The sequence below is a fragment of the Cryobacterium algoricola genome (genome assembly GCF_004402485.1).
GTDB classification, from domain to species: domain Bacteria; phylum Actinomycetota; class Actinomycetes; order Actinomycetales; family Microbacteriaceae; genus Cryobacterium; species Cryobacterium algoricola.
The window spans coordinates 180,175-206,190 of record NZ_SOFG01000011.1; the positions used below are offsets into that span (position 1 = coordinate 180,175).

The following is a 26,016-nucleotide window of genomic DNA, read 5'->3' on the forward strand; positions in this document are numbered from 1 at the left end:
CCATGCGGAGGCTTTCGATAGCCTATGAACCGGCTATGAGCCGCTGGGCGCTTCCGTCGGTCCCCGATGTTCGCGACGCTGGGCGGCGGCTCCGGCCCCGAACCGGAACAACAGCACGAGCAGGATCGCGACCCCGGCCCCGAGTGCGGTCTCGACGACCCGGTCGACGAGCAGGGCAGGCACCGGAACGGGGCTGCCGAGGTGCACGACGGAGAGCGCGAGCGGGGTGATGAAGAGCAGAGCGGCACCGTAGTGCTTGCCGACCAGGATCTCGGCGCCGAACTGGCTGACCGTGATCACGACGACGAGCCAGGCGACGGATGGCCCAGGCAGCAGCACGAGACCGGTCACCACCACGCCGAGTGCGGTCCCGACCACGCGGTGCACCGCGCGGGAGATCGAGTGGGCTGCCCGGGGCGGTGGCAGCACCGCGACGACGGCGACGACGGCCCAGTAAGGGTGCCCGATGCCCACGATCAGGGCGAGGCCACCGGCCAGGAGCACGCCGACCACGTTCTGCAGGATCACGAGCCAGACCTGCGGGTCGCGGTAGGTGGCGGGGCGAAGCCGCGGAGCGCGCGGCAGGTCCTTGAACAGGCCGGTCGAATGCGGCTCGAACATCCGGCGGAGGCCCCAGCCGGACATGGTGAGCAGCCAGGCAAGCACGGCCGCGGCGGTGGCGACGAGCATCCGCTCGCCGACCTCGCCGGGCGGAGTCGGCAGTTGCGCGCACACGGAGAACGCGAAGACGAAGAACAGCGGGGTACCGGGGACGAGCCCGGCCGTCGTCGCAACGAGGATGCCGCCGATGACTACGAGCAGCAGGCCGCCGACGAGGAGCGGAAGTCCGGCCCCGGCGACGGCGACGCCGAGGGCGAGCGCGATGCTGCCGAGCAGGAAGGCGCCGGCGATCGTGATCGTGCGCGCCCGGAGCCGGTAGGGCTCTCCGCGGCCGTAGAGAGCGGTCATCGCCCCGAAGGATGCGTATGCGGTCCAGTCGATCCGCCCGGCAATGATGAGCACGATGAGGGGGATGGCCACGGCGAGGCTGGCCCGCAGCGCGACCTCGACGTCGAGTGCGCGCAGGGACCTGAGCCGGGCGAGGAGGGTCTCCGGAGTCTCCGGAGTCTCCGGAATCTTTGGAGTCTCCGGAATCTCGGGAGCGAGCGCTCCCGGCACTAGATCTTCTCGATCGGCGCGATCTTGATCAGGAGCTTCTTTGCGCCCGCCGTGTCGAACTGGACATGGGCGACCCGCTTGGTGCCTTCGCCGGTGACCTGGTTGACGCGGCCGTCGCCGAAGCTCGAGTGCCGGATCCGGTCGCCGGCAGCGAGCTCGAGGTCGCCGTTGTCGCGGACCTGGGTGACGGTGTTCGCCCACTCGGTCTTCGGTTTCGGGGCGGGCGGCAGCTCGCTGAAACCGCTGCGGGTGGAGTTGAAGCCGCCGCCGAAACCGTCGCGACGGTTGAGCGCACGCGACTGGGTGCCGTTCCGCGAATTGGCCATGCCGGGCGACTGCTTCCAGTCGATCAGCGTGGCCGGGATCTCCTGCAGGTACCGGCTCGGCATGGCCACGTTGATCTCGCCGAACTGGGCGCGGGTCATCGCGAGCGAGAGGTAGAGACGCTGCCGGGCCCGGGTGATGCCCACATAGAAGAGGCGACGCTCCTCGGCGGGTCCGCCGGGCTCATTCGCCGACATCTGGTGGGGCAGCAGCCCCTCCTCGACCCCGGTCAGGAACACGGCCTCGTACTCGAGGCCCTTCGCGGTGTGCAGGGTCATCAGGGAGACGGTGCCCGAGGCGTCGTCGAGGTCGTCGGCCGCAGCGACGAGCGACACCTGGGTGAGGAAGTCGACGAGGCCCGCGTCGGGGTTCTCCCGGTTGAAGTCCTTCGTCTGAGCGACGAGTTCCTCGATGTTCTCCGCTCGCGCTTCGTCCTGGGGGTCGCGGCTGTTGCGCAGCACCGTGAGCAGCCCGCTGCCCTCGAGCACGAAGGTCAGCAGCTCGGAGACGTTGACCGGCCCGCCGGGATACGCGGGGTCGATCTTGAGGGCGGCCTCGTCGAGCACGCCGGCCAGCTGCAGGATGGCGCCGGTGACCTTCGGGCCGAGTCCGAGTGATGCGGAGTCGCGCATCGCCTCGCGGAAGCTGATCTGGTTCGCTTCGGCGAAGCTGCTGAGCCCGGTCTCGGTGGCCGGGCCGATGCCGCGCTTGGGGGTGTTCAGGATGCGCCGCAGGGCGAGCTCGTCGTCGGGGTTGGCGACGGAGATCAGGTAGGCGAGGGCGTCCTTGATCTCGGCGCGCTCGTAGAACTTGGTGCCGCCGACGACGCGGTACGGCACGGCGGCACGGACGAAGATCTCCTCGAGCGCCCTGGTCTGGGCGTTGGTGCGGTAGAACACGGCCATGTCCCGATAGGCCATGCCCGCCCCGTGCAGTGTCTCGATCTCGTCCGCGACGAACTGGGCCTCGTCGTGCCCGTTGTACGCGGTGTAGCCCACGATCTTCTCGCCGTCGCCGCCCGCGCTCCACAGCTTCTTCTCCTTGCGGTCGAAGTTGTGGCCGATCACTGCGTTCGCCGCGGAGAGGATGTTCTGGGTCGAGCGGTAGTTCTGCTCGAGCAGGATGACCTTCGTGCCGGGGAAGTCGCGTTCGAATTCGCTGATGTTGCGGGTGTCGGCACCGCGGAAGGCGTAGATGGACTGGTCGGAGTCGCCGACGACGGTCAGGGACGCACCGGGGATGCCGCCGCTCGGTTCGCGCAGGTTGCGCACGTGCACGCCGGTCGCCTCGAGCTCGTCGGCGAGCTCGGGCGTGACGGGGAGAGTGAGCTCGCGCACGAGGGAGTACTGGGCGTGGTTGGTGTCCTGGTATTCGTCGACGAGAATGTGCCGGAAGCGGCGCCGGTAGGTTGCGGCGACGCGGGGGAACGCGCGGAAGAGGTAGACCGTCTCGCCGATCAGGTCGTCGAAGTCGAGGGCGTTCGCCGCACGCAGCCGCTGCGTGTACTGGCGGAAGATCTCGATGAACATGACCTCCTGCGGGTCACTGAGGTTGGCGTTGCGGGCGTAGGAATCGACGTCCGCGAGCTCGTTCTTGAGCTTGGAGATCTTCGCGGCGGCGTTGCCGGGGGTGAATCCGTAGCTGTCGGCGTCGAGCGACTTGATGATGCGTTTGAGGGTGACCTTCGTGTCCGCGGAGTCGTAGATGCTGAAGCTCGACGAGAGACCGGCGCTTTCGGCCTCGCGGCGCAGGATGCGCACGCAGGATGAGTGGAAGGTCGAGATCCACATTCCCTCGGCACCCTCGCCGAGGAGCACCTTGACGCGCTCGCGCATCTCGGCGGCGGCCTTGTTGGTGAAGGTGATCGCGAGGATCTGGCTCGGGTAGGCCTCCCGGGTCTCGAGAAGGCTCGCGATGCGGCGGGTCAGCACGCTCGTCTTGCCACTGCCCGCGCCCGCGATGATGAGGAGGGACGGCCCGCGGTATTCGACGGCCTCGAGCTGCTGCGGGTTGAGCCCGTCGAGCAGGGGGCTCTGCCGGTGGCCGGTCTCTCCGGCGGGGCCGCCGGGGCCGGCGCCATAACCGGCGCCATAGCCGTCGAGGATTATCGGCGTTGCCGAAGGAGTGCGTACGGGGGTGTTGTCCGGGTCGAAGGGCGTCATCATCTCGCCTCCAAGTCTAAGCGGTGCCCCTGACACCGGCCGAGGCGGCCCGGCGGCGTGACCGACCGAAGCTCAGCTGGATACCGCCCGGTTCAGCGGTCCTCGCGGGCCTCGGCCGCGAGTTCGTCGCGGACCGCGACAGCGAGGTCGGGGTGGTCGGCGAAGACTCCGTCGATCCCCGTGCCCATGATCGTGCGGAACTCGGTCTGCCAGTCGCCGAAGTCGGCGCGGAACCGCCCGCGCTGGAAGGTCTTCGCGAGGAACACGTTCTCCGGGCGCAGGGTCCAGCAGTAGATCTCGAGGTTGGCGGCGTGGGCGGCGTCGACGAGGTCCGAGGCGCCCGTGACGTGCCCGTCCTGCCCGATCTCGAGGATGAGCGATTTCGGGACGCTGACCCCGTCGACGAGTCCGCTCAGCCCGTAGAGGCCCTGGTCGGTCAGGTAGTCCGCATAGTCGGGAGCGGCCCGGCCGACCAGGCGAACCTGGTCTGCGGGCTTCCCCGTCGCCTCGAGCAGGAAGATCCGTTTTCCGTAGATGCCGCGCGCATAGACCTGGTCGAGCAGGGTGCGTTCGAAGCTCTCGATCGTGAGTCGTCCGTCGCCCGCGTTCCAGCCTGCGGTGTTGACCTCTGCGGCGAAGAGTTCGTCGATGGGGAGGCCGATCGACTCGAAGTAGCTCGCGTGCTTGATCTCGGCGACGACGCCGACGGGGCGCCTCGCCCGGCTGGACACCCGGTCCATCAGCTTGAATACGTCGCGCAACCGGAGCAGCGGGAAACGACCGTCGAAGGACGCGCTGGCCTTGCGCAGCGCCGGCAGTCGTTCCCTCGCGCGCAGGGTGCGCAGTTCGGCCCAGGTGAAGTCCTCGGTGAACCAGCCCGTCATGCGGATGCCGTCGATGACCTTCCGGGTACGGCGGTCGGCGAATTCGGGGTGCGCCGCGACATCCGTCGTCGCGGAGATCTCGTTCTCGTGCCGCACGATGAGCACACCGTCCCGGGTGACGACGACGTCCGGTTCGACCGCGTCAGCGCCGAGGGCAACCGCGAGTTCATAGGCGCCGCGGGTGTGTTCCGGCCGGTAACCGCTCGCCCCGCGGTGACCGATCACGATCGGTTGCATGCCCTGACCATACGCGCTGCTGGCAGACTCGAAGCGATGACACTCTGGAGCGAACCCGACACCCGGCGCCACCCGCCGGGCGTGTACCGCGCCCGCCTGACCGTCGGAGTCTCCCTGGTCGCGCTCGGCGTGGCCGCGACGAACCTCACGAGCACGTACAGTCTCTTCTTCCTCGCCCTCGGTCCGGCCCTGCAGTTGCTCGGCTGGCTCGCGCTGCCCGGTGCGCTCTGGCGGCGGCTGCTGGTGATCCTCCCCGCGGAGATCGCCGCGCTCACGCTGCTGGCCGGACCCGATTTCACCGGCGCGTTCGCCGTGCTCCTCGCGTGCTGGCTGTTCGTGCGGCACCGGCCGGGCATCAGCTACCTGGTACTGCTCGCCCCGGTCCTGGTGAGTTTCATCCTCAAGCTGTCGCTGCACAACTCCTCGCAGAACTGGGTCGGCGACGTGGCCGGCTCGGTCACCGTGATCGCCTCGGCGTGGCTCGCCCGGTGGCTCGCGCAGCGGCGCTGGGCGCGGCTCAATCCGCCGCCGGCCGGTGAAACGGCCGGACCGGGTGACACCGGGGACAATCCCTCAGGATCTACTCGGCAGACGCCCAGCAGGGCTGAATAGACTCTCAGAAACGCCCACCGGCGCGTTGCCGGATCCCCGGCGTTGACAATATCCGACCTGATTGAGATCTTAGGAACATGGCATCCTCAAACCCCGCATTCTCGCGCAATCCCGCCTTTGCCGCACAAGGATCAGCGGCAGCGACCAGCCTGACCGAAGCTGACCTGCAGCGCATCTACGAAGCGCCGTCCGCAGGCTCACAGGACACCGGCCGGATGACCTACGAAGACACCATCGTGAAGACCACGCTGAGCTTCGCCCTGTTGCTCGTCGCGGCGGCCGCATCCTGGCTGCTGACCCCGACGATGCCGTTCCTGCCGTTCCTCGGCATGATCGTCGGCCTCGTGCTCGGCCTCGTCAACGCCTTCAAGAAGGAGCCGTCCCCCGGCCTGATCCTCGGCTACGCCGCGGCGGAAGGCCTCTTCGTCGGCGGTATCTCGTACATCTTCGAGGCGATCTACCCGGGCGTCGTCGTCCAGGCCGTGCTCGCGACCCTCGTGGTCGTCGGCGTGACCCTCGCGCTGTTCGCGAGCGGCAAGGTACGCGCGTCCAAGCGCGCGACGAAGGTGTTCATGGTCGCGATGGTCGGCTACTTCGTGTTCTCGCTGCTCAACTTCGGCCTCGTCGCCTTCGGAGCCGTCGACAGCCCGTTCGGCCTCAGCAGCAACGTGAAGATCTTCGGCATCCCCCTCGGCGTCGCGATCGGCATCCTCGCGGTGCTGATGGCCGCGTACTCGCTCGTTCTCGACTTCGACTTCATCCAGCGCGGCGTCAACAACCGCGTCGCACGCAAGTACGGCTGGTCCGGCGCGTTCGGCATCATGGTCACCGTCGTCTGGCTCTACGTCGAACTGCTCCGCCTCTTCGCGATCTCGCGAAACTAAGCAGTACCCGCGCGGGCGCGAGCTCCCGCACAGAACGTGAAGTCGGAGATTCTCGCGACACGCCGCATCCGCAGGCCGGATGAAGGGTGTGTCGGGAAGATCACCGACTTCACGTCGTTAAAGCGGGCGGCGTGGCGACGGAGTCCGGTTCAGATCCAGCCCTTGTCCGTCGCGGTGCGGATCGCCTCTGACCGGTTGCGCGCCCCGAGCTTGGCGGATGCCGCCGAGAGGTAATTCCGGATGGCCCCGGGACTCAGGTGCAGCGAACGCGCGACCTCGGGGGCGCTCCGCCCCTCGGCCGCGAGGAGCAAGACCTCGGTCTCCCGCGCGGTGAGCGGTGATTCGCCGTACATCATCGCGTTGATCGCGAGCTGCGGGTCGATCGCGCGTTCGCCGGCTTGGATCTCCCGGATCACGGCGAGCAGGCGCCCTGAGGCCAGGTCCGTGTGCTGGAAGCCATCCGCGCCGCCCCGGATGGCGCGCCGGACGTCACCGGGCCGCGGATGGCTCACGAGCAGCAGAACCTTGACCCGCGGGTCGGCGGCCTGGATCAGCGGGAGCAGCCCGAGGCCATCGATCCCGGGCAGGTGGATGTCGAGGACGATGACGTCGGGAGCCGTGCGGCGCACCGTCGACAGGACCTCAGCGCCGTCGCCGATCGCGGCAACGACCTCGATATCGGCTTCGAGCGAGAAGACCGCCACGAGCGCCGTACGCAGGAGAACGTGATCCTCGACGAGCAGCACCCGGATCAGCGAGCCAGGCCCCGGTGCCGGGGCAGGATGCGCGGGCTGGGTGGGGTCGAAGCTCATCCGGTACCTCCCCACGTCGGTCGACTGCCCGCGATCACGGCAGTTGCGAGGTGGAAGGTCGCGTATGGACTCTAGCAAACCCTGGCGTCGAAAAACCCCCCCGAACGGGGTGAGAATGTGCAGAGAAGTCCCGATCACAGACGGAGCGGTCAGCGCTGGGACGACGAGGCCTCCACGCGCCATTGCTCGTCCGGACCCCGGGAGCGCGAGGTCGCCCGGCTCATCGAGAAGGTGCGCGTGCGAAACCGCCAGGACAACCGGACCATCGCGATGCCGGACTGCCGGTAGTGCTCGGCGAGCGCGCGGGTGAACACGGCGCGGCCCGGCACGTCGGCCCAGCCGTCGACGCCGGTGTACACGGCTTCGACACGCGGACGGGCCGCCGCGTTCCGGAACAGGGCGGGAAGTACCCGCTGTCACCGCTCCCCCTGACAGCTGTCACCTCGGAACGACCCCGTCTCCCGAGGTACGGAAAAAGCACCCTCGTTGTGACAACGCGGGTGCTTCGTCCGTACTTCACCGGGAGAGGGTCACTCCCACTCGATGGTTCCCGGCGGCTTCGACGTGACGTCGAGAACGACGCGGTTGACGCCATCCACTTCGTTCGTGATGCGGTTCGAGATGCGGGCGAGCAGGTCGTACGGGAGGCGGGTCCAGTCGGCCGTCATCGCGTCCTCAGAGGAGACCGGGCGCAGCACGATCGGGTGGCCGTAGGTGCGGCCGTCGCCCTGCACGCCGACGGAGCGGACGTCTGCGAGGAGCACGACCGGGCACTGCCAGATGACCCCGTCGAGGCCGGCGGCGGTGAGTTCGGCGCGCACGATCGCATCCGCGTGGCGCAGCAGTTCGAGCCGTTCGAAGGTGATCGAACCGACGATGCGGATGCCCAGGCCGGGTCCGGGGAACGGCTGGCGCTGCACGATCTCCGGCGGCAGCCCCAGTTCGGCGCCGATCGCGCGCACCTCGTCCTTGAACAGGGTGCGGAGCGGTTCGACGAGTTCGAACTTCAGGTCTTCCGGCAGGCCGCCCACGTTGTGGTGGCTCTTGATGTTCGCGGTGCCGCTGCCGCCGCCGGACTCGACGACGTCGGGGTACAGGGTGCCCTGCACGAGGAAGCGAATCGGGTCGCCGTCCAGCTCCGCGGCTTCCTTGATGAGCTCGGCCTGGGCCTGCTCGAAGGTGCGGATGAACTCGCGGCCGATGATCTTGCGCTTGGTCTCCGGGTCACTGACGCCCTCGAGCGCTGCGAGGAACTGCTCGCGCACGTCGACGGTAACGAGGCGCACACCGGTTGCCTTGACGTAGTCTTCCTCGACCTGGCGACGTTCGTCCTGGCGGAGCAGGCCGTGGTCGACGAAGACGCAGACGAGCTGGTCGCCGATGGCCTTGTGCACCAGGGCGGCCGCGACGGCGGAGTCGACGCCGCCGGAGAGCCCGCAAATGACCTTTCCGGTGCCGACCTGGGCGCGGATCTTCGCGACCTGTTCCGCGATGACGTTGCCGCTGTTCCAGTCGGCGGGAATCCCGGCGGCCCGGTGCAGGAAGTTCTCGAGCACGTCCTGGCCGAATTCGGTGTGCTTGACCTCGGGGTGCCACTGCACGCCGTAGAGGCGGCGGTCGTCGTTCGCGAACGCGGCGACCGGGGTCGAATCGGTCGAGGCAAGCACCGCGAAGCCCTCGGGGGCGCGCGAGACGGAATCGCCGTGGCTCATCCACACGGTCTGCTCGTTCGGCTGCCCGGCGAGGAGGACGTTCTCCCCGGTCGCGACCGTCACGGGGGTCGAGCCGTATTCGCTGAGCCCGGTGTGGGCGACCTCGCCGCCAAGTGCGGTCGCCATCACCTGGAAGCCGTAGCAGATGCCGAGCACGGGGATGCCGAGGTCGAAGATCGCCGGGTCGAAGGTCGGGGCGCCCTCGGCGTAGACGCTCGAAGGTCCTCCGCTCAGCACGATCCCGACCGGGTTCTTCGCGGCGACCTCCGCGGCGGTGATCGAGTGCGCGACGATCTCCGAGTAGACGGATGCCTCACGCACGCGGCGCGCGATCAACTGGGCGTACTGGGCACCGAAGTCCACCACGAGAACGGGGCGGTCGGTGCCGGACGCCTCCGTCGGGGTCACGACCGCGGTCGGGTCGGCAACTGAAGTCATGAATGGGCCTCCGCACCCTCGGCGTCGGAAAGCGCCCTGGCGGCAAGCCAGGCACGAACCTCGCGGGCGACGCGGCCCTCGAGGAAGAAGGACAGGGTGGGGATCACGCCGCCAAGGGCGATCAGCAGGAACCGGGTGAACGGCCAGCGCATCAGGCTCCAGAGCCGGAAGTCCGCGAACAGGTAGAGCACGTAGAACCAGCCGTGCATGATCAGGATCGCGGTGCTCAGGTTGAACGCGGTGACGGTGTCCCTCGGGACGAGCAGCCCGTACGGACCGCCCAGCTCGAGCTCGTACTGGAAGACGAACTTCAGGACGACCTCGGCGCAGAGCAGCAGCAGGAAGACGCCGGTGATGATCGAGGAGGTCTGGTAGAGCTTCAGCGCCCCCGGGATGCTGGGAACATCAGCGGGTCTGGGTTCGAGTGGCATGCGCCAATTCTAACCGGCGGCGGTCAGAGCTTCCTCGCGGAGCTCCTCCTCGCGCTCCCAGGCATCGCGCACGAGGCGGTACCAGAGGAACACGGCGAAGCCGGCGAAGACGACCCACTCGACGGCGTAGAAGATGTTCAGCCAGTTGAGGGAGGCATCCGTCAGCGGTGCGGGCGAATCGATTGCGGTGAGACCGGATGCCGCGGCCCCGTCGACGATGTAGCCCGGGTAGACCGCGGTGCCGTCGAAGCCGGCCCAGAGGTTGATCAGGGCCGCAGTGGACACCGTCGTCATGCTGTGCGGGTCTCGGCCGTCCGCGGGAACGACGGGGGCTTCGGTGGGGAGGAACCGGCCGGCCAGGGTGATGACCTGGTTGGCGGGGGCCGCCGCGAGGCTACCCATCGTCGACCGGGCCTCCGCCTCGGCCGCCACCCAGCCGCGCGCGACGGCGATGCTCGCTCCCGCACTGCTGCCGCCGCTGGCACCGACGATGAAGTGGCTCACGATCCAGTACCCGCTCGTCCCGTCGTTGGAACGGTTGCTGATCAGTTGCTCGTCGCCGGGCACGTAGCTGCCGTCGACGGTCACGAGCTGGCCGGTCGCGGAATCGCGCGGAGCTCCGCCGGGGGTCACGACCTCGTCGAGGGGTTTCACGGTCTCCGTGCTCCGCTCCACGACCACGCCGGATGCGACGGCGCGTTCGAGCTGCCAGTGCCCGAGTGCCGCGAAGCCGGCCGCGACGGCGAGAGCGAGGAGGAGCGCGAGAATCCAGCGGGGGCGGAACATCATGCGGATCATTGGTAGTCACCTGTCCCGGCGTCGGGTGCCGGCTTGTCCCTCTGGGCGCGAGTGCGCGAAAGTCGTTTGGCGTATTCGGCCATCGGGTCGGCGTCTGCGGCCTGGCCGGACTCGGAGCCGGAGCCGGAGCCGGAATCGGGGCCTGGGCCGGGATCTGTGTCCAATTCCACGCCGACAGACGAGTGCACGTCGGCAGGCGAGAGCGCCTGCGTCACAGCATCGGCACCGGCATCGGCATCGGCATCGGCGTCGGCGTCCGGGTGTGCGTTCGCATTCGGGTTCGCGCCTGAGCGCGCGGCGACGTTCGGGCGTCCCTGCGTCGGCAGCGGCGTCGGACCGTCGAGTTCGTCGATGCCGTCGTCCACAACGTGCTTGACGTACTCGCCGCGCTCGGCCTGTTCCGCCCGCTCGTCGTGGTCGGCGCGCCGGTCGTGGTCCGTGCGCTTCCGCGGCTCCGGCCGCACGGGCGGCAGCGGCTGTTCGCCGAGGTGGGCGGCGGCGCGCTGCGCGTCCTGGTCGCTCAGTGCGCCGGCTGTCGCCGCGTCGACGAGCCGGAACTCCTCGGCGTGCATCGGGTCGCGGTCGGGCCGGATTGCCGCGCGCTTCCGGCGACGACCGGGTAGCAGGGCGCCGAGCCGTTCCGAATTCGCGGCGAAGAGCGGACCGAGGATGGCCATGGTGAGCACGTAGAGGCCCGCGAACGGCTGGAGCAGGCCGTTCAGGCCCGCCCCGACCGAGAGGGTCGCGAGGATGAGCGTGAACTCTCCGCGGTTCACCAGGATCGCGGCGGCATTGAGCCCCTCGGAGATTCCCATCGAGTGCAACCGGGCCAGCAGCATCCCCGAGATCAGGTTGAGCACGAAGGTCATCACGACCGCCGCGAGCACGACGAGGATGACCGAACCGAACTCCGCGATGTGCAGCGCGAGGCCGAAGTTGAGGAAGAAGAAGGCGGCAAAGATGTCCCGCAACGGGACCGCGACACGTTCGAGCCGGGTGCGGTAGGTGCTCGCGCCGAGGACGACGCCGATCAGGAACGCGCCGATCGCATCCGTCACCCCGATGATCTCGCCGATGCCGGCGAAGAGCACGGCGAGCCCGAAGAACAGGATCGTGAAGAGTTCGTCGTCCTTGGTGCGGACCAGGCGGGACACGACCCGGCCGCCCCAGCGGGCGAGCGAGAACATCACGACGAGGAAGAGGAACGCGATGCTCAGCTGGAGCACGATCGGCCAGATCTCGGTCTTGCCGCTCAGCACGACCGAGACGATCGACAGGTACACCGCGATGAAGATGTCGCCGACGACGGTGACGCCGAGGATCATCGGCGTTTCCTTGTTGGCGAGGCGGCGCAGCTCGATCAGGAGTTTGGTGATGATCGCGCTCGAGGAGGTGCCGGTCATGCCCGCGATGACGAGGGCCTCGCGGGTTCCCCAGCCGACCATCATCCCGAAGGCGAAGCCGATGCCCATGTTGATCACGACATACGACCCGCCGGAGAGCAGCAGCTTCCCGGCGTCGTTGAAGAACTCCTCCTGGTCGAACTCGAGGCCGAGGCTGAACAGGAGCAGGATGAGCCCGAAGACGGCGATGAGCTCGATGTCGGCCGAGTGGAAATCGAGCGGGAACCAGTGGGTGTACGGGCTCGCGAACAGGCCGACGATCATGTAGATCGGGATGGACGGCAGGCCGATCAGTTTTGCGGCGCGACCGAGCACATAGGCCACGACCAGCAGGATGCCGAGTGTGATCAGGTCCGTGCCGAGGTTCATCCGTTAGCCCCCAGGGGGCGCGTCGACGGTCTTGGCCTTGAGCTCACCGGTGCGGAAGAACGTGAACGCCTTGGCGACCTTCTCCGGGGACCCGGCGACGACAAGCGTGTCACCGGGGAAGACCCGGAAGTCCTGGGCCGGTGCCGGGTTCGCAGACTCGCCGCGCACGACGGCGACGACCGTGAGGCCGGCGATGCCGCGGTCTGCGGGATTGCCGAGGGTCTGGCCGGCGATGTGGTCCTCGTAGTCGACCGTGAACCAGTCGATGCTGAGACCGGGGATCTGGTCGAGCGCGGTGAGCGACTCGGTGATCTGGGTGCCGCCGAGGAGTTCGGCGAGGGTGTGCGCCTCGTCTTCGTTGAGGCGCAGGGAGACCTTGCTCGCGTCGGGGCCGCCCTCGTCGTCCGCGAAGGTGATGAGGTCGCTGTGTCCGGAGCGGTGGGCGATGACGCCGACCTTGCCGCCGTCATCGGTGATGAAGGTGTGCAGCACACCCACTCCGGGAAGCTTGACCCGCCGAACGTCAACCATGGTTACGACTCCTGAAGATTAAGGGCAAGTGGCCCCAGTCTACCGATGCAGTCCGTGACCCCGGCCGGGGCGCAAACGGATGCCGGGCGCACGTCGTGCGCCCGGCATCCGCCAGGGGGTGGTGCTGCCGCGTCAGTTTGTGACGGCGTCACCCATTGCCGACCGCTCGGTCAGGACGATGTCGGGAGCCTCGAGGCGCACCCGGTCGGCGGACTCGTCGTCGGGTTCGAGCTGCGAGGCCCGTTCCGCGGCGACGCGCTTGAGGTAGACCGCGACCTCGCGTTCCTCGTGTTCGGCGTCCCAGCCGAGCACCCCGGCCATCAGTCGGGCCGCGACCGGCGCCGCGGACACGCCGCGATCCCACGCCTCGATGGAGATACGGGTGCGCCGCGCGAGCACGTCGTCCAGGTGCAGGGCACCGAGGTGACCGGCCGCGTACACGACCTCGGCCTGGATGTAGTCGTCGGCTCCCGGCAGCGGCTCGATCAGCTCCGGGCGCTCACGGATGAGGTCGAGCAGTTCGTCGGTGAGGGTGCCGTACCGGTTGAGCAGGTGCTCGACCCGCACGGTGTGCAGCCCGAAGGCAGTGGCGATCCGGGTGCGCTTGTTCCACGCGGCCTTGTATCCCTCCGCGCCGAGCAGCGGAATCTCGTGCGTCGTCGACGGGGCGATCTTCCCGTCGAGGGCGTCCACGGCGGCGTCGATGGCGTCCTTCGCCATGATCCGGTATGTGGTCCACTTGCCGCCGGCGATCACGACGAGACCCGGAACGGAGTGCCCGACCAGGTGCTCACGGGACAGCTTCGAGGTCTGCTCCGACTCCCCCGCGAGCAGCGGCCGGAGGCCCGCGTAGACACCCTCGACGTCCTCGCGGGTCAGCGGCACGCGCAGCACCGCATTGACGTGCTCGAGCAGGTAGTCGATGTCGGCGGCCGTCGCGGCGGGGTGCGCCTTGTCGAGGTGCCAGTCGGTGTCCGTGGTGCCGATCAGCCAGTGCCTGCCCCACGGGATCACGAAGAGCACACTCTTCTCGGTGCGCAGCAGCAGCCCCATCGCCGACTGGAACCGGTCCCGCGGCACGACGAGGTGGATGCCCTTGCTCGCCCGCACCTTGAACGTGCCGCGCTCGCCGACCATCCGCTGGGTGTCGTCCGTCCAGACGCCGGTCGCGTTCACGACCTGCTTCGCGCGTACCTCGAAACGTTCGCCGGTCTCGAGGTCGTGCGCCCGCACCCCCACGACCCGTTCGCCGACCTTGATGAAGCCCTCGACGCGCACCCGGTTCGCCGCGTGCGCGCCGTAGAACGACGCGGTGCGCACGAGCGACGCCGTGTACAGGGCGTCGTCGACCTGCGCATCGTAGTAGGTGATGCCGCCGACCGTCGCGTCGGCGTCGAGGCTCGGGATCATGCCCATCACCTGATGCTTGGACAGGTGCCGGTGGTGCGGAACGCCGGGCGGGCGACCGCCAGTGTAGGAGAAGATGTCGTAGAGCAGCATGCCGGCGCCGACGTAGAAGCGCTCGGTGACGCGCTTCTTCAGCGGGTACAGGAAGCGCACCGGTTTGACCAGGTGCGGGGCGATCCGCTGGAGGAGCAGCCCCCGCTCGGTGAGCGCCTCCCGGACGAGTCGGAAGTCGAGCTGTTCGAGATAGCGGATGCCGCCGTGCACGAGCTTCGACGACCGGCTCGACGTGCCGCTGGCCCAGTCCCGTGCCTCGAGAATGCCGACGCTCAGTCCGCGGGTGACCGCATCGAGGGCGCTACCCGCGCCGACGATCCCGCCGCCGACGACGAGAATGTCGACCTCTTTGGATTTCAGCCGTTCAATGGCCGCGGCACGTTCCGCCGGTCCCAGCTTGTTCGACCGCGTGACCGAATTCCCTGTTGCCATGTGGGTACTCCCATCGAGATGGTGGTGCGTACCTCGACGCTAGTTCGTTCGGTACGGCGCGACAACCACCTCGACGCGCTGGAATTCCTTCAACGTCGAATACCCGGTGGTCGCCATCGACCGGCGGAGTGCACCGACCAGGTTGGCGGTGCCGTCCGCGATCGGAGTCGGCCCGTAGAGGATGGTCTCGAGCGGGGCGACGGTGCCGACCTCGACGCGCTTGCCCCGGGGCAGCTGCGGGTGGTGCACCTCGGCGCCCCAGTGGAATCCGCCGCCGGGGGCATCCGTCGCCCTGGCCAGCGTGGTGCCGAGCATGACGGCGTCCGCGCCGCAGGCGAGCGCCTTGACGATGTCGCCGGAGGTGCTCAGGCCGCCGTCGGCGATGACGTGCACGTAGCGTCCGCCGGATTCGTCGAGATAGTCGCGGCGAGCGCCGGCGACATCGGCGACGGCCGTGGCCATCGGGGCGTGGATGCCGAGCGAGGCCCGCGTGGTCGAGGCCGCGCCGCCCCCGAAGCCGACGAGCACACCGGCAGCACCGGTACGCATCAAGTGGAGGGCCGCCGTGTAGGTGGCCGCACCGCCGACGATGACGGGAACGTCGAGCTCGTAGATGAACTTCTTGAGGTTGAGCGGCTCCTGGTTGAGCGAGACGTGCTCGGCGGACACGGTGGTGCCGCGGATGACGAAGAGGTCGACGCCGGCGGCGACGACGGTTTCGTACAGTTCCTGGGTGCGCTGCGGGGAGAGGGCTCCGGCGACGGTGACCCCGGCGGCGCGGATCTGGGCGAGCCGCGCGGTGACGAGCTCCGGCTTGATCGGCTCGGAGTACATCTCCTGCATGCGGGCGGTCGCACGGTCGGCCGGCAGCTCGCGGATCTCGGCGAGGAGCGGTTCCGGGTCGTCGTAGCGGGTCCAGAGGCCCTCGAGGTCGAGCACACCGATGCCACCGAGCTGGCCCATCATGATCGCCGTCGTCGGCGACACCACGGAGTCCATCGGAGCGGCGAGGAACGGGATCGCGAATTCGTACGCGTCGATCGTCCAGCTGACGTTCACGTCTTCCGGGTCGCGGGTGCGCCGACTGGGCACGACCGCGATGTCATCAAAGGCGTACGCGCGGCGAGCGCGCTTGGAGCGGCCGATCTCGATTTCCATACCCCCAGCTTAGGCGCAGCCCGTAACCGGAGGATGTGAACCACTAAGCTGGCGCAAATCCTGCAGGTGAGACCCGCAAACCTGCCCGATGCACCAGGAGCACCCGATGTCGTCCGAAAAACCCACCGAGTCCGCGAAGCCCCGCCTCAACCTGATGTTCAGCAATCTCGAGCTCGTGATCGCGGTGCTCCTCGGCCTCGTCTCGATCGCCACGGCGTACGCGTCGTTCCAGGCGGCCCTCTACGACAGCCAGATGGCCGGGGCGTACACCAAGGGTTCGACCCAGTCGACCGAGGCGGAGTCGCTCTACCTCGAGGCCAACCAGCAGTTCCTGGAGGACACCCAGGTCTGGAACCGTCTCGCCGAGCTCGATATCGAGAAGGACAGCACGAATGCCGCGATCGCCGCGGACGCGACCGGGAAGTACGACACCCTGACCTTCCAGGCGGTTTCGACGGACTTCGCCGCGGCCATCGCCCGGGCCGACGCCGCCAACACGGCCGACGCCACGGTCTACCACAGCCCGCTCGACGACGAGGAATACCAGAGCACCCTGTTCGGTAGCTATGCGGAGGGGCAGGCGAAGTCGGTCGCGACGATCAGCCAGGGCGACGAGTACAACAGCCTCAGCGACCGGCTCACCCTCAACACCGTGCTGATGTCCATCTCGCTCTTCCTGCTCGGCATCGCCGCCCTCGTGCGGCAGTTCAAGGTGCAGCTTGTGCTGATGTCGACCGGCGTGGTGATCTTCCTCGCCGCCGCCGCGCTGACCGCGGTGATCCCCTACGTCGGCCTGTAGCGGCGCGAGCCGTGCGAGCTGCACGTAAGGCTGTCGCGGCGGTTGCCGCGCTGGCGCTCCTGGCGAGCCTGGCCGCGTGCACGACCGGCGGCCCGGTCGCCCCGAACGGCGGTGACGGCCCGGCGGCCGGCAGCTGGACCGTGCTCACCTACTCGATCGCCGATACCGATCTCGAGCCGTTCATGATGGCCGACCTCGGTGAGATGGGCGAGGTCGGCTCGCACGACGGGCTCAACCTCGTCGCCCTCGTCGACCGCTCGGCGGACTACAGCACCGAACCCGTGCTCGGCCAGGCCGACTGGACCGGCGGGAAGCTCCTGCACGTGCTGCCGGGCGGCGCCGAGGTGATGGACGACCTCGGCCCCGTCGACACCGGCGACCCCGCCGTGCTCTCCTCCTTCATTACGCGCGGCATCACGGCGTTCCCCGCGGAACACTACGCCGTGATCATCTCCGACCACGGCGCATCCTGGCCGGGAGTCGGCGGCGACGAGTCTGCCGACGGTGACCCGCTGAGCCTCGCCGAGCTGAACGACGCGATCGGCAGCGGCCTGAGCGCCGCCGGCGTCGCGAAGCTCGACCTGCTCGGCTTCGACGCGTGCCTGATGGCGACCTACGAGGTCGCCAGCACCCTCGCACCGCGCGCGGACCGCCTGCTCGCCTCCCAGGAGCTCGAGCCAGGTCACGGCTGGAACTACACCGCCCTCGAGCCTGCCGCACAAGGCGCCACCGTCGACGAACTCGGGTCAGCCCTGATCCAGGGGTTCCAGTCCCAGGCAGAGACCGAAGGGGACGCGGCAGAAATCACCCTCTCGCTCGTCGACCTCGGCAAGCTGCCGGCAGTGGATGCCGCACTCGCGGCCTTCAGCAACGGCCTGGTCGAGCGCGGGTCCGGCATCGCCCCCGTCGTGGGCCGCACCCTCGCCGGAACCCTCGGCTTCGGGCGCAGCCCCGATCCGGCCGAGGACTCCTTCATGGCCGACCTCGGCATCCTCGCCGGCGAGATCGGCCAGGGCGACACCGCGGAAGCCGACGCGGCCGGGACACTCGTGCGGGCGATCAGTTCAGCGGTAGTCGACAAGGTCGACGGCCAGTCCACCGCGGGTGCCACCGGGCTGTCGATCTACTTCCCACCCCAGAAGGCCTATTTCGCTGACGACTACCGGGCACTCGGCACCGCGGGCGGCTGGCTCGACTTCCTGACCTCCTACTACGCGGCCGGCGGTGCCATCCCCGGCGGAGAGAAGGCCCGGTTCACCGACAGTGGCGCCGAGATCTCCTTCGGCGCGGACGGCCTGAGCATCAGCGCCACGCTCGACCCGGCCGGGCTCGGGAACGCGGCGAGCGCATCCCTGCGATACGGCCTCATCGAGGCGGACGGCTCGGTCACCTACCTCGGCGAGCGACCGGCGACGGTGGATGCGGGCGGGTCCGGGCGGGTGCATGGGGGCTACGACCTCACCCAGCTCACCCTGGGCGACGGCACCGACACGACGCCCGCATACGCGCAGTTCGGCGACGACACGGGCGCTGCCGCGTCCGGACCCGGATCCGGATCCGTCACGGTCGACGTGCCGATGGCGTACTACTCGCCCGGTGACGTTGCGGGAGAGACCTACCAGGACGTGCTCCTGAGCCTCACCCTCGACGGCGCGAGTGGAGAGATCCGCAACGAGACCTACTTCGCGTACGACGACAAGCTCGGCAGTTACGGCGAGCTCACCGCTGACCCGACCGGCATCATCGTGCCCGAGCGGCTCAACGTGCAGGGCGACGGCACCGAGAGCTGGGTCGGCACGAGCGACTACGGCCTCTACGCCGACCTCCCTGCCCTGCACTACGCCTTCGCCAGGCTCCCCTCCGGCAGCCGGCTGCGGATCGACCTGACCGTGACCGACTTCGGCGGCAACAGCGCCAGCGTGAGCGGCACGGCCACCGTCCCCTGACCCGCACGGCCCGCGCTGTCGTGAGGTGTCGCAGATCGACGTTCGTTGCGCCCGCGAACCTCGATCTGCGACACCTCAGCGAGGCAATCGATCGGTGCGCGCGTCGCACAGAAGGTGCAAGCTGCTGTCATGGACATCGAAGCCGAACCACTGTCCCTGCTGCGCGAACGCACGAGCCTCAAGTGGCGCGCATTCCCCGACGACGTGCTGCCCCTCTTCGTCGCCGAACTCGACTACCCGCTCGCCGAGCCGATCAGGGACGCCCTCTTCGAAGCCGTGCGGCGGAGCGACACCGGCTATGCGGCATCCGCTGCGCCGCTTGCCGACGCGTTCGCCGCCTTCGCCGCCCGGCGCTGGGGCTGGCACGTCGACCCCAGGCAGGTCGTCGCGACGAACGAGGTGGGCTCGGCCGTCGTCGAGGTGCTGCGGATGATCCTCGCGCCCGGCGACGAGGTCGTGATCACTCCGCCGGTGTACCCGCCGTTCTTCGACCTCGTGCCCGAGGCGGGCGGCCGCGTCATCGACGTGCCGCTGCTGCACGGGCAGACCGGCTGGACGCTCGACCTCGACGGCCTCGAGGCCGCGCTCCGGCGGGGCGCCCGCGCCGTGCTGCTCTGCAATCCGCAGAACCCGCTCGGCCACCCGCACGGCATCGAGGACCTCACGGCACTCGCCGAGCTCGCCGAACGGTACGGGGCCTTCGTGGTCAGCGACGAGGTGAACGCCCCGCTCACCTACAGCGCCGAGAGTTTCACGCCGTACCTCACGGTGTCCCCCGCCGCGGCGCGGCACGGCGTCTGCGTGACGAGCGCGAGCACGGCCTGGAACCTCGCCGGCCTCACCTGCGCGCTCATCGTCACGGCCTCCGAGCGAATGCGCCTGCTCACCTCCGCCCTGCCGCCCGGGATCCGCGAGCGCACCGGCCACCTCGGGCTGCTCGCGAGCACCGCGGCGTTCCGGTACGGCGGCCCGTGGCTCGACGCGGCGCGTACGGCGCTCGAGGAGAACCGCGGCCTGTTGGCCGGGCTCCTCGACGCACACCTCGGCGGTGTCGGCTACGAGCAGCCGCGGGCCGGCTACCTGGCCTGGCTGGACCTGCGCTCCCTCGGCTGGGGCGACGACCCGGCGGCCGTCGCCCTCGAGCGCGCGAAAGTCGCACTCATGCCCGGGCTGCTCTTCGGCGCTACGGGCGCCGGTTTCGCCCGGCTCAACTTCGGCTGCTCACCCGAGGTGCTCAGCGAGGCCGTGTCGCGGATCGCCGCCGCGACCTGAGCCGCGCGCGGGCCCCGCGCCGCGGCATCCGCCACCCGCCACCCGCCGGGAGGCTCAGCGGCGGTAGTTCGGGGCCTCGACCACGATCTGCACGTCGTGCGGGTGCGATTCCTTGAGTCCGGCGGAGGTGATCCGCACGAACTTGCCCTTCTGCTTGAGTTCGTCGATCGTGCGCGCCCCGACGTAGAACATCGACTGGCGGAGGCCGCCGATGAGCTGGTACGCGACGGCGGACACCGGGCCGCGGTACGGGACCTGTCCTTCGATGCCCTCGGGGATGAGCTTGTCGTCGGAAGGCACGTCCGACTGGAAGTACCGGTCCTTGGAATAGGACGTCTTGCTGCCGCGGGTCTGCAGCGCGCCGAGCGAGCCCATGCCGCGGTAGGTCTTGAACTGCTTGCCGTTGACGAAGACGAGCTCTCCCGGGCTCTCGTCGCAGCCGGCGAGGAGCGAGCCGAGCATCACGGTGTCCGCGCCGGCGACGAGCGCCTTGGCGATGTCACCGGAGTACTGCAGGCCACCGTCGGCGATGACCGGGATCCCGGTCTCGCGGGCGGCGAGGGAGGCCTGGTAGACGGCCGTGATCTGGGGGACGCCGACACCGGCGACGATGCGGGTCGTACAGATGGAGCCGGGACCGACCCCGACCTTGATCGCGTCCGCGCCGGCGTCGATGAGTGCCTGCGCTCCGCTCCGGGTCGCGACGTTGCCGCCGATGACGTCCACGTCCGCGAAGGCCGGGTCGGTCTTGAGCCGGCGGATGATCTCGAGCACGCCGGCGCTGTCGCCGTTGGCGGTGTCGACGACGAGCACGTCGACCCCGGCTTCGAGCAGCGCGGTCGCGCGCTGCCAGGCGTCGCCGAAGAAGCCGATGGCCGCTCCGACCCGCAGCCGGCCGGCGTCGTCCTTCGTCGCGTGCGGGTATTCCTCGCTCTTGTCGAAGTCCTTGACGGTGATCAGGCCGGTGAGCCTGCCGGCGTCGTCGACGAGGGGAAGCTTCTCGATCTTGTGGGTGGCGAAGATGGCGACCGCGTCCATCGGGGCCATGCCGACCTTGCCGGTGATGAGCGGCATCCGCGTCATCACCTCGCGCACCCGCATGGTGTGCTTCTGGGTGGCCGTGACGAAGCGCATATCGCGGTTCGTGATGATGCCGACGAGCACACCGTCACCGTCGACGACCGGGAGTCCGCTGATCCGGAACTGCCGGCAGAGCGCGTCGACGTCCGCAACAGTGGCCTCCGGCGAAGTTGTTACCGGATTGGTAATCATTCCGGATTCGCTGCGTTTGACGAGATCGACCTGTTCGGCCTGGTCCGCGATCGACAGGTTGCGGTGCAGAACACCGAGCCCCCCTTCACGGGCCATGGCGATGGCCATCCTGGTCTCGGTGACCGTGTCCATGGCGCTCGAGAGCAGCGGCGTCGCGACGCTGATTCTGCGGGTCAACCGCGACATTGTCACTGCTTCACTGGGAATGACGTCGGTGTGGCCCGGCAGAAGCAGGACGTCGTCGTAGGTAAGCCCGGTGAAACCGAACGGATCTGGCTGATCCATGGAACCCCTTTTAACTGGTGCAGAGTAATTACAGAAAAGTCCGGGAATTCGTCGAAACGACCGGTTTACCAATGTTAAGCGACTTCTCCGCATGCGCATTCCTTGATGACCGAACCGATTCCCAAGACCAGTCCGAAACATTTGCGACATAATCGGGACGTACTGTCGACGAAGAAGTTGGCAGGGGCCGGTTTACCCGAGTTTTTTCCCCTCGACCACCCCGAGGCCCCGCCCGTTCACGGAGGTTACGTTTTGACACCATTCACGCAGCGAACCCGCACGGCAGGCCTCCTGTCGTCCCGGCGGATGCTCGCCGGTCTCCTTCTCATCGGAGTCGCCAGTCTGGGCCTGATGGGCCTCGGCGCGACCAGTGCTTCGGCCGCGACGGCCACGCCGACGACGAAGTGCGTCGCCGACGCGACGACGGGCTGCATCCAGGGCACCATCAAGCAGTCCAACGGTGACCCGGCTGTCGGCGTCAAGCTGACCATCGCCGGCGGTGACGCCCCCGAGACGCTCACCACGGATGCCGCGGGCAAGTGGGGCGTGGCCATCACGGTCGCCGGCCCCTACACCGTGACCCTCGACACCACGACCCTGCCGAGCGGGGAGACGCTCGATCCGAGCGTCACCAACCCGGCCACCGTCACCGGCGGTTTGGGTCGCAACACGGGCACCATCTTCAAGCTCAGCGGCAGCGGCGGCAGTTCCAGCGGCTCGACCTCCGCGCCGACCACGGGCGACACGAGCGCGGCCACCGGCGGCTCCGTCACCTGGGAGCGTTTCCTCCAGCAGGCCGCGTCGGGCATCCGCCTCGGGCTGCTGCTCGCCCTCGCCTCCGTGGGCCTCTCGCTGATCTACGGCACGACCGGGCTGAGCAACTTCGCCCACGGCGAGCAGGTCACCCTCGGCGGACTGCTGGCCTTCGTGCTGGCCAACCAGCTCGGCCTCAACCTCTTCCTTGCCGCCTTCCTCACCGTCGTCGTCTGCGCGGCGACCGGGTACTTCCAGGACGCGCTGATCTGGAAACCGCTGCGCAAGCGCGGCCTGCCGAACACCCAGCTGATGATCGTGACCATCGGGCTCTCGATCGCGTTGCAGTACGCGTTCCAGTTCTTCATCGGCGCCAAGACCGTCCGGATCGACAAGGCCAACCCGGTCACCGTCGAAATCGGGCCGATCACCCTCTCGGTGCAGTCGCTCTGGGCGATGGGCATCGCCGTCGCGGTCATCATCCTCGTCGGGCTCTTCCTGCTCCGCTCCCGCATCGGCCGGGCCACCCGCGCCGTTTCGGACAACCCCTCGCTCGCCGCGGCCTCCGGTATCGACGTCGACGCCATCATCCGCCTGGTCTGGACGGCCTCTGCCGGCCTCGCCGGCCTCGCGGGCGTGATGCTCGGCCTCGTGCTCAACGGCGTGAACTGGCAGACCGGCCTGCAGCTGCTGCTGCTGATGTTCGCCGCGGTCACCCTCGGCGGGCTCGGTACCGCGTTCGGCGCCCTCGCCGGCGCGATGATCATCGGCATGGTCGTCGAGCTCACGAACCTCGTGCTGCCGGGTGACTTCAAGTACGCCACGGCACTGCTCATTCTCATCCTCGTCCTGCTCGTCAGGCCACAAGGCATTTTCGGGCGCCGAGAGCGCATCGGTTAGGAAGGACAAGACCGTGAATGAATTTCTGACAACCCTGACGGCGATCGCCGCCTCCGCCTTCTCGCCATCGACGGCGGCACTCGCCATCGCCGCCATCGGACTCAACATCCACTTCGGCTACACCGGGCTGCTCAACATGGGCCAGGCCGGGTTCATGCTCGTCGGCGCATACGCCTTCGCCATCTCCATCGTCGCCGGGATCCCGTTGTTCCCCGCCGTGTTGATCGCACTCGTCGCCGCGGCGGTGTTCGCGCTCGTCCTCGGTGTCCCGACGCTGAAGCTGCGCGGTGACTACCTCGCGATCGTGACGATCTCGGCCGCCGAGATCGTCCGGATGATCGGGCGCTCCTCGCTCCTCACCGACATCACCGGCGGTTCCAACGGCCTCACGGGCCAGAGCTACCGCGGCCCGTTCACCGACCTGTCCTTCCTCGGCGACGGCCAGACCACCCTCGGCCCGTTCACCTACGACAACACCGGGTCGAACGGCTGGTGGGTCCGCCTCGTGGCGTGGTCCATCGTCGGGATCCTCTGCCTCTTCGTGTTCCTGCTGATGCGCAGCCCGTGGGGTCGCGTGCTCCGCGGCATCCGCGAAGACGAGGATGCGATCCGCAGCCTCGGCAAGAACGTCTACGCCTACAAGATGCAGGCGCTCATCCTCGGCGGCACCATCGGAGCGCTCGGCGGCATCATCTACGTGCTGCCGGCATCCGTTCAGGCGGACAGCATGGGTCGGTCGATGACCTTCTTCGTGTGGACCGCGCTGCTGCTCGGCGGCGCCGCGACCGTGTTCGGGCCCGTGCTCGGCTCGATCATCTTCTTCGCCCTGCGCCTGTTCGTGCAGGGTATCGCCGGCCAGTTCGTGCCGGACAGCATCATGAACGGCCAGCAGGCCGAACAGTTCTCCTGGATTCTGATCGGTGTGGTGCTCATGCTCGTGGTCATCTTCAGACCCCAGGGTGTACTCGGCAACAAGAAGGAGCTGAGCTTCAATGTCAACTGATCTCGGAGTCACCCCCGCCCCGACGAAAGCCGCGGCCGCCGCCACGGCGAGCGTCGCCGCCGTCTCGCCCCTGCCCGGCGTCCCCAAGCCGGACCCGATCCTCGTCGTCGACAACATCGTGCGTCAGTTCGGCGGCATGACCGCCGTCAACGTGCCGCACCTCGAGGTGCAGCGCGGAATCATCACGGCCCTGATCGGACCGAACGGCGCGGGTAAGACCACGTTCTTCAACCTGATCACGGGCTTCGACAAGCCGAGCTCCGCCCCGCGCCTCATCGGCGGGCCGAAGTCCGACCATGCCGCCCGGTCGATGTTCAATGGGCGGTCCGTCAACAACATGGGAGCCGCGAAGGTCGCCCAGCGCGGCATGGTGCGCACCTTCCAGCTGACCAAGGCGCTGTCCCGGCTCACCGTTCTCGAGAACATGCTCCTCGGCGCGAAGGACCAGCCGGGTGAGAACCTCTTCGCCGCGGTGATCAAGCCACTCTGGGCGGCCCGCGAACGGGAGATCACGCTGCAGGCCGAGGACCTCCTGCAGCGCTTCAAGCTTCTCGAGAAGAAGAACGACATGGCCGGCAGCCTCTCCGGCGGCCAGAAGAAACTCCTCGAGATGGCGCGGGCGCTCATGAGCGAACCGACCATGATCATGCTCGACGAGCCGATGGCCGGGGTCAACCCCGCGCTCACCCAGTCGCTGCTCGGCCACATCAAGTCGCTCCGCGACGAGGGCATGACCGTCCTGTTCGTCGAGCACGACATGCACATGGTGCGGCACATCTCCGACTGGGTCGTCGTGATGGCCGAAGGCAAGGTCGTTGCGGAAGGCCCGTCGGCGACCGTCATGGACGACCAGGCCGTGATCGACGCCTATCTCGGCGCGCACCACGACACCGACCTCGGCGACGACTCTCTCCTCACGGACGAAGTCGCGGAGGAACTGGCCAAAGAGGTCGAACTCGAAAACCGCACGGAAGGCGACGCGTAGTCATGGTTGTACCCACAGGCTCCCCCGCTCCGGTCCTGCAGGCGACGGATCTCGTCGCCGGCTACGTTCCCGGGGTCAATATCCTCAATGGCTGCAACCTGGATGTCTACCCGGGTGAGCTCATCGGAATCATCGGCCCGAACGGCGCCGGCAAGTCGACGCTGCTGAAGGCGCTGTTCGGACTCGTGTCCGTCCGCAGCGGCAGCGTCACGCTCAAGGGCGAGGACATCACCGGGTTCAAGGCGAACCGCCTCGTGCAGGCCGGTGTCGGCTTCGTCCCCCAGAACAACAACGTGTTCCCCTCGCTCACGATCGAGGAGAACCTGCAGATGGGCCTGTACCTGCGGCCCCGACTGCTCAGCGAGCGCCTCGACGCGATCTTCGACCTGTTCCCCGCCCTCGCCGACCGCCGCACCCAGCGGGCCGGTTCGCTCTCCGGTGGTGAACGCCAGTCGGTCGCGATGGCGCGCGCACTCATGATGGACCCCTCCGTGCTGCTCCTCGACGAGCCGTCCGCCGGACTGTCCCCCGTGCGTCAGGACGAGACCTTCATCCGCACCCGCCGGATCAACAAGACCGGCGTGACGATCGTGATGGTCGAGCAGAACGCCCGCCGCTGCCTGCAGATCTGCGACCGCGGCTATGTGCTCGATCAGGGCCGCAACGCGTACACGGGCACCGGTCGCGAACTCGCGGACGACCCGAAGGTTATCGAGCTCTACCTCGGCACCCTCGCCAAGGATGTTGACGCCGAGAAGGACGACAAGCCCGTCACCATCGCTTGACCCGGGTCTTCCGGCCCACCCGCACGACCGAGAGGCCCGTGCCAGCCCCCCCTGAGGGCCGGTACGGGCCTTTTCGCGTCCCCGCCGGCATCCGCCCGCAACCGCGCCCGTCTGCGCAGCCCGCTCCCGAAACGGCAGGCGCGGCCTGCCGAAACCGGCGCGGGCGCAGCTGGCGTCGCTGGCGTCGCT

22 protein-coding genes are annotated in these 26,016 nt (G+C 68.6%); 9 read left to right on the forward strand and 13 right to left on the reverse strand.

Going from position 1 to position 26,016, the window contains the following annotated elements; genetic code table 11:
- Positions 1 to 33: 33 nt before the first annotated feature.
- The 3 genes from E3O44_RS07590 to E3O44_RS07600 all read right to left on the reverse strand — a co-directional run bounded on the left by E3O44_RS07590 (position 34) and on the right by E3O44_RS07600 (position 4,786).
- Entirely contained in the window at positions 34 to 1,179 is a 1,146-nt protein-coding gene (locus tag E3O44_RS07590) for an FUSC family protein (RefSeq protein ID WP_241976152.1), read from the reverse strand.
- Positions 1,179 to 3,668: an ATP-dependent helicase gene (locus E3O44_RS07595; protein WP_420897916.1), complete on the reverse strand. Its 2,490-nt coding sequence runs from the start codon at positions 3,666 to 3,668 to the stop codon at positions 1,179 to 1,181. Before E3O44_RS07595 ends, E3O44_RS07590 begins: the two co-directional genes overlap by 1 nt.
- 89 nt (positions 3,669 to 3,757) lie before the next feature.
- Positions 3,758 to 4,786: a glycerophosphodiester phosphodiesterase family protein gene (locus tag E3O44_RS07600; RefSeq protein WP_134534077.1), complete on the reverse strand. Its 1,029-nt coding sequence runs from the start codon at positions 4,784 to 4,786 to the stop codon at positions 3,758 to 3,760.
- A gap of 36 nt (positions 4,787 to 4,822) precedes the next feature.
- Between E3O44_RS07600 and E3O44_RS07605 the strand changes: the two genes are divergently transcribed.
- Together E3O44_RS07605 and E3O44_RS07610 are read left to right on the forward strand one after the other, a co-directional pair.
- Positions 4,823 to 5,398, forward strand: a complete 576-nt coding sequence (locus E3O44_RS07605) for a hypothetical protein (RefSeq protein ID WP_134534079.1) — start codon at positions 4,823 to 4,825, stop codon at positions 5,396 to 5,398.
- A gap of 77 nt (positions 5,399 to 5,475) precedes the next feature.
- A complete protein-coding gene (locus E3O44_RS07610; RefSeq protein ID WP_134534081.1) occupies positions 5,476 to 6,282 on the forward strand; it encodes a Bax inhibitor-1/YccA family protein in 807 nt (268 codons plus the stop codon).
- Between the two features lie 149 nt (positions 6,283 to 6,431).
- Here E3O44_RS07610 and E3O44_RS07615 read toward each other — a convergent pair whose 3' ends face one another.
- The 9 genes from E3O44_RS07615 to E3O44_RS07655 form a co-directional block, all read right to left on the reverse strand.
- Entirely contained in the window at positions 6,432 to 7,094 is a 663-nt protein-coding gene (locus tag E3O44_RS07615; protein WP_198415888.1) for a response regulator transcription factor, read from the reverse strand.
- Between the two features lie 149 nt (positions 7,095 to 7,243).
- Positions 7,244 to 7,453: a hypothetical protein gene (locus tag E3O44_RS07620; protein ID WP_134534083.1), complete on the reverse strand. Its 210-nt coding sequence runs from the start codon at positions 7,451 to 7,453 to the stop codon at positions 7,244 to 7,246.
- A gap of 171 nt (positions 7,454 to 7,624) precedes the next feature.
- Positions 7,625 to 9,244 carry a glutamine-hydrolyzing GMP synthase gene (guaA, locus tag E3O44_RS07625; protein WP_134534085.1) on the reverse strand — a complete coding sequence of 540 codons (1,620 nt, stop codon included), beginning with the start codon at positions 9,242 to 9,244 and terminating at the stop codon, positions 7,625 to 7,627.
- Positions 9,241 to 9,675, reverse strand: a complete 435-nt coding sequence (locus tag E3O44_RS07630; protein WP_134534087.1) for a DUF3817 domain-containing protein — start codon at positions 9,673 to 9,675, stop codon at positions 9,241 to 9,243. The genes guaA and E3O44_RS07630 overlap by 4 nt, the downstream gene beginning before the upstream one ends.
- Positions 9,676 to 9,684: 9 nt before the next feature.
- Positions 9,685 to 10,464: an SURF1 family protein gene (locus tag E3O44_RS07635; protein ID WP_166792580.1), complete on the reverse strand. Its 780-nt coding sequence runs from the start codon at positions 10,462 to 10,464 to the stop codon at positions 9,685 to 9,687.
- Positions 10,465 to 10,469: 5 nt separating this feature from the next.
- On the reverse strand, positions 10,470 to 12,245 hold the full coding sequence (locus tag E3O44_RS07640) for a cation:proton antiporter (RefSeq protein WP_134534091.1): 1,776 nt from the start codon (positions 12,243 to 12,245) through the stop codon (positions 10,470 to 10,472).
- A gap of 3 nt (positions 12,246 to 12,248) precedes the next feature.
- Positions 12,249 to 12,776 carry a cation:proton antiporter regulatory subunit gene (locus E3O44_RS07645; protein WP_134449944.1) on the reverse strand — a complete coding sequence of 176 codons (528 nt, stop codon included), beginning with the start codon at positions 12,774 to 12,776 and terminating at the stop codon, positions 12,249 to 12,251.
- Between the two features lie 132 nt (positions 12,777 to 12,908).
- On the reverse strand, positions 12,909 to 14,669 hold the full coding sequence (locus tag E3O44_RS07650) for a glycerol-3-phosphate dehydrogenase/oxidase (RefSeq protein WP_134534093.1): 1,761 nt from the start codon (positions 14,667 to 14,669) through the stop codon (positions 12,909 to 12,911).
- 39 nt (positions 14,670 to 14,708) lie between these two features.
- Entirely contained in the window at positions 14,709 to 15,827 is a 1,119-nt protein-coding gene (locus tag E3O44_RS07655; RefSeq protein WP_134534095.1) for a GuaB3 family IMP dehydrogenase-related protein, read from the reverse strand.
- Between the two features lie 106 nt (positions 15,828 to 15,933).
- Between E3O44_RS07655 and E3O44_RS07660 the strand changes: the two genes are divergently transcribed.
- From E3O44_RS07660 to E3O44_RS07670, 3 genes are all read left to right on the forward strand, one after another.
- On the forward strand, positions 15,934 to 16,626 hold the full coding sequence (locus tag E3O44_RS07660) for a hypothetical protein (protein ID WP_134534097.1): 693 nt from the start codon (positions 15,934 to 15,936) through the stop codon (positions 16,624 to 16,626).
- Between the two features lie 11 nt (positions 16,627 to 16,637).
- Entirely contained in the window at positions 16,638 to 18,572 is a 1,935-nt protein-coding gene (locus E3O44_RS07665) for a clostripain-related cysteine peptidase (RefSeq protein ID WP_134534099.1), read from the forward strand.
- Positions 18,573 to 18,701: 129 nt separating this feature from the next.
- Positions 18,702 to 19,844, forward strand: a complete 1,143-nt coding sequence (locus E3O44_RS07670) for a MalY/PatB family protein (protein WP_134534101.1) — start codon at positions 18,702 to 18,704, stop codon at positions 19,842 to 19,844.
- A 54-nt stretch (positions 19,845 to 19,898) separates the two neighbouring features.
- Here the strand turns inward: E3O44_RS07670 and guaB are convergent, their stop codons facing one another.
- Positions 19,899 to 21,401 carry an IMP dehydrogenase gene (gene guaB, locus E3O44_RS07675; protein ID WP_134534102.1) on the reverse strand — a complete coding sequence of 501 codons (1,503 nt, stop codon included), beginning with the start codon at positions 21,399 to 21,401 and terminating at the stop codon, positions 19,899 to 19,901.
- Positions 21,402 to 21,653: 252 nt separating this feature from the next.
- Between guaB and E3O44_RS07680 the strand changes: the two genes are divergently transcribed.
- Genes E3O44_RS07680 through E3O44_RS07695 form a run of 4 tightly spaced genes read left to right on the forward strand, consistent with a single transcriptional unit; the run spans position 21,654 to position 25,827 of the window.
- Positions 21,654 to 23,054: a branched-chain amino acid ABC transporter permease gene (locus E3O44_RS07680; protein WP_241976154.1), complete on the forward strand. Its 1,401-nt coding sequence runs from the start codon at positions 21,654 to 21,656 to the stop codon at positions 23,052 to 23,054.
- 13 nt (positions 23,055 to 23,067) lie between these two features.
- Complete coding sequence (locus E3O44_RS07685; protein WP_134534104.1) at positions 23,068 to 24,057, forward strand: branched-chain amino acid ABC transporter permease; 990 nt, start codon at positions 23,068 to 23,070, stop codon at positions 24,055 to 24,057.
- Positions 24,047 to 25,042, forward strand: a complete 996-nt coding sequence (locus tag E3O44_RS07690) for an ABC transporter ATP-binding protein (protein ID WP_134534106.1) — start codon at positions 24,047 to 24,049, stop codon at positions 25,040 to 25,042. The genes E3O44_RS07685 and E3O44_RS07690 overlap by 11 nt, the downstream gene beginning before the upstream one ends.
- A gap of 2 nt (positions 25,043 to 25,044) precedes the next feature.
- Positions 25,045 to 25,827: an ABC transporter ATP-binding protein gene (locus E3O44_RS07695; RefSeq protein WP_134534108.1), complete on the forward strand. Its 783-nt coding sequence runs from the start codon at positions 25,045 to 25,047 to the stop codon at positions 25,825 to 25,827.
- Positions 25,828 to 26,016 lie beyond the last annotated feature (189 nt).

Bases quoted from the DNA above. Each gene is read 5' to 3' on its own strand.
- guaA (WP_134534085.1), bottom strand. From the start codon at position 9,244: ATGACTTCAGTTGCCGACCCGACCGCGGTCGTGACCCCGACGGAGGCG.
- E3O44_RS07605 (WP_134534079.1), top strand. From the start codon at position 4,823: ATGACACTCTGGAGCGAACCCGACACCCGGCGCCACCCGCCGGGCGTG.
- guaB (WP_134534102.1), bottom strand. From the start codon at position 21,401: ATGGATCAGCCAGATCCGTTCGGTTTCACCGGGCTTACCTACGACGAC.
- E3O44_RS07670 (WP_134534101.1), top strand. From the start codon at position 18,702: ATGGACATCGAAGCCGAACCACTGTCCCTGCTGCGCGAACGCACGAGC.
- E3O44_RS07660 (WP_134534097.1), top strand. From the start codon at position 15,934: ATGTCGTCCGAAAAACCCACCGAGTCCGCGAAGCCCCGCCTCAACCTG.
- E3O44_RS07595 (WP_420897916.1), bottom strand. From the start codon at position 3,668: ATGATGACGCCCTTCGACCCGGACAACACCCCCGTACGCACTCCTTCG.
- E3O44_RS07695 (WP_134534108.1), top strand. From the start codon at position 25,045: ATGGTTGTACCCACAGGCTCCCCCGCTCCGGTCCTGCAGGCGACGGAT.
- E3O44_RS07645 (WP_134449944.1), bottom strand. From the start codon at position 12,776: ATGGTTGACGTTCGGCGGGTCAAGCTTCCCGGAGTGGGTGTGCTGCAC.
- E3O44_RS07640 (WP_134534091.1), bottom strand. From the start codon at position 12,245: ATGAACCTCGGCACGGACCTGATCACACTCGGCATCCTGCTGGTCGTG.
- E3O44_RS07600 (WP_134534077.1), bottom strand. From the start codon at position 4,786: ATGCAACCGATCGTGATCGGTCACCGCGGGGCGAGCGGTTACCGGCCG.
- E3O44_RS07610 (WP_134534081.1), top strand. From the start codon at position 5,476: ATGGCATCCTCAAACCCCGCATTCTCGCGCAATCCCGCCTTTGCCGCA.
- E3O44_RS07650 (WP_134534093.1), bottom strand. From the start codon at position 14,669: ATGGCAACAGGGAATTCGGTCACGCGGTCGAACAAGCTGGGACCGGCG.
- E3O44_RS07615 (WP_198415888.1), bottom strand. From the start codon at position 7,094: ATGAGCTTCGACCCCACCCAGCCCGCGCATCCTGCCCCGGCACCGGGG.
- E3O44_RS07635 (WP_166792580.1), bottom strand. From the start codon at position 10,464: ATGATGTTCCGCCCCCGCTGGATTCTCGCGCTCCTCCTCGCTCTCGCC.
- E3O44_RS07690 (WP_134534106.1), top strand. From the start codon at position 24,047: ATGTCAACTGATCTCGGAGTCACCCCCGCCCCGACGAAAGCCGCGGCC.
- E3O44_RS07655 (WP_134534095.1), bottom strand. From the start codon at position 15,827: ATGGAAATCGAGATCGGCCGCTCCAAGCGCGCTCGCCGCGCGTACGCC.
- E3O44_RS07630 (WP_134534087.1), bottom strand. From the start codon at position 9,675: ATGCCACTCGAACCCAGACCCGCTGATGTTCCCAGCATCCCGGGGGCG.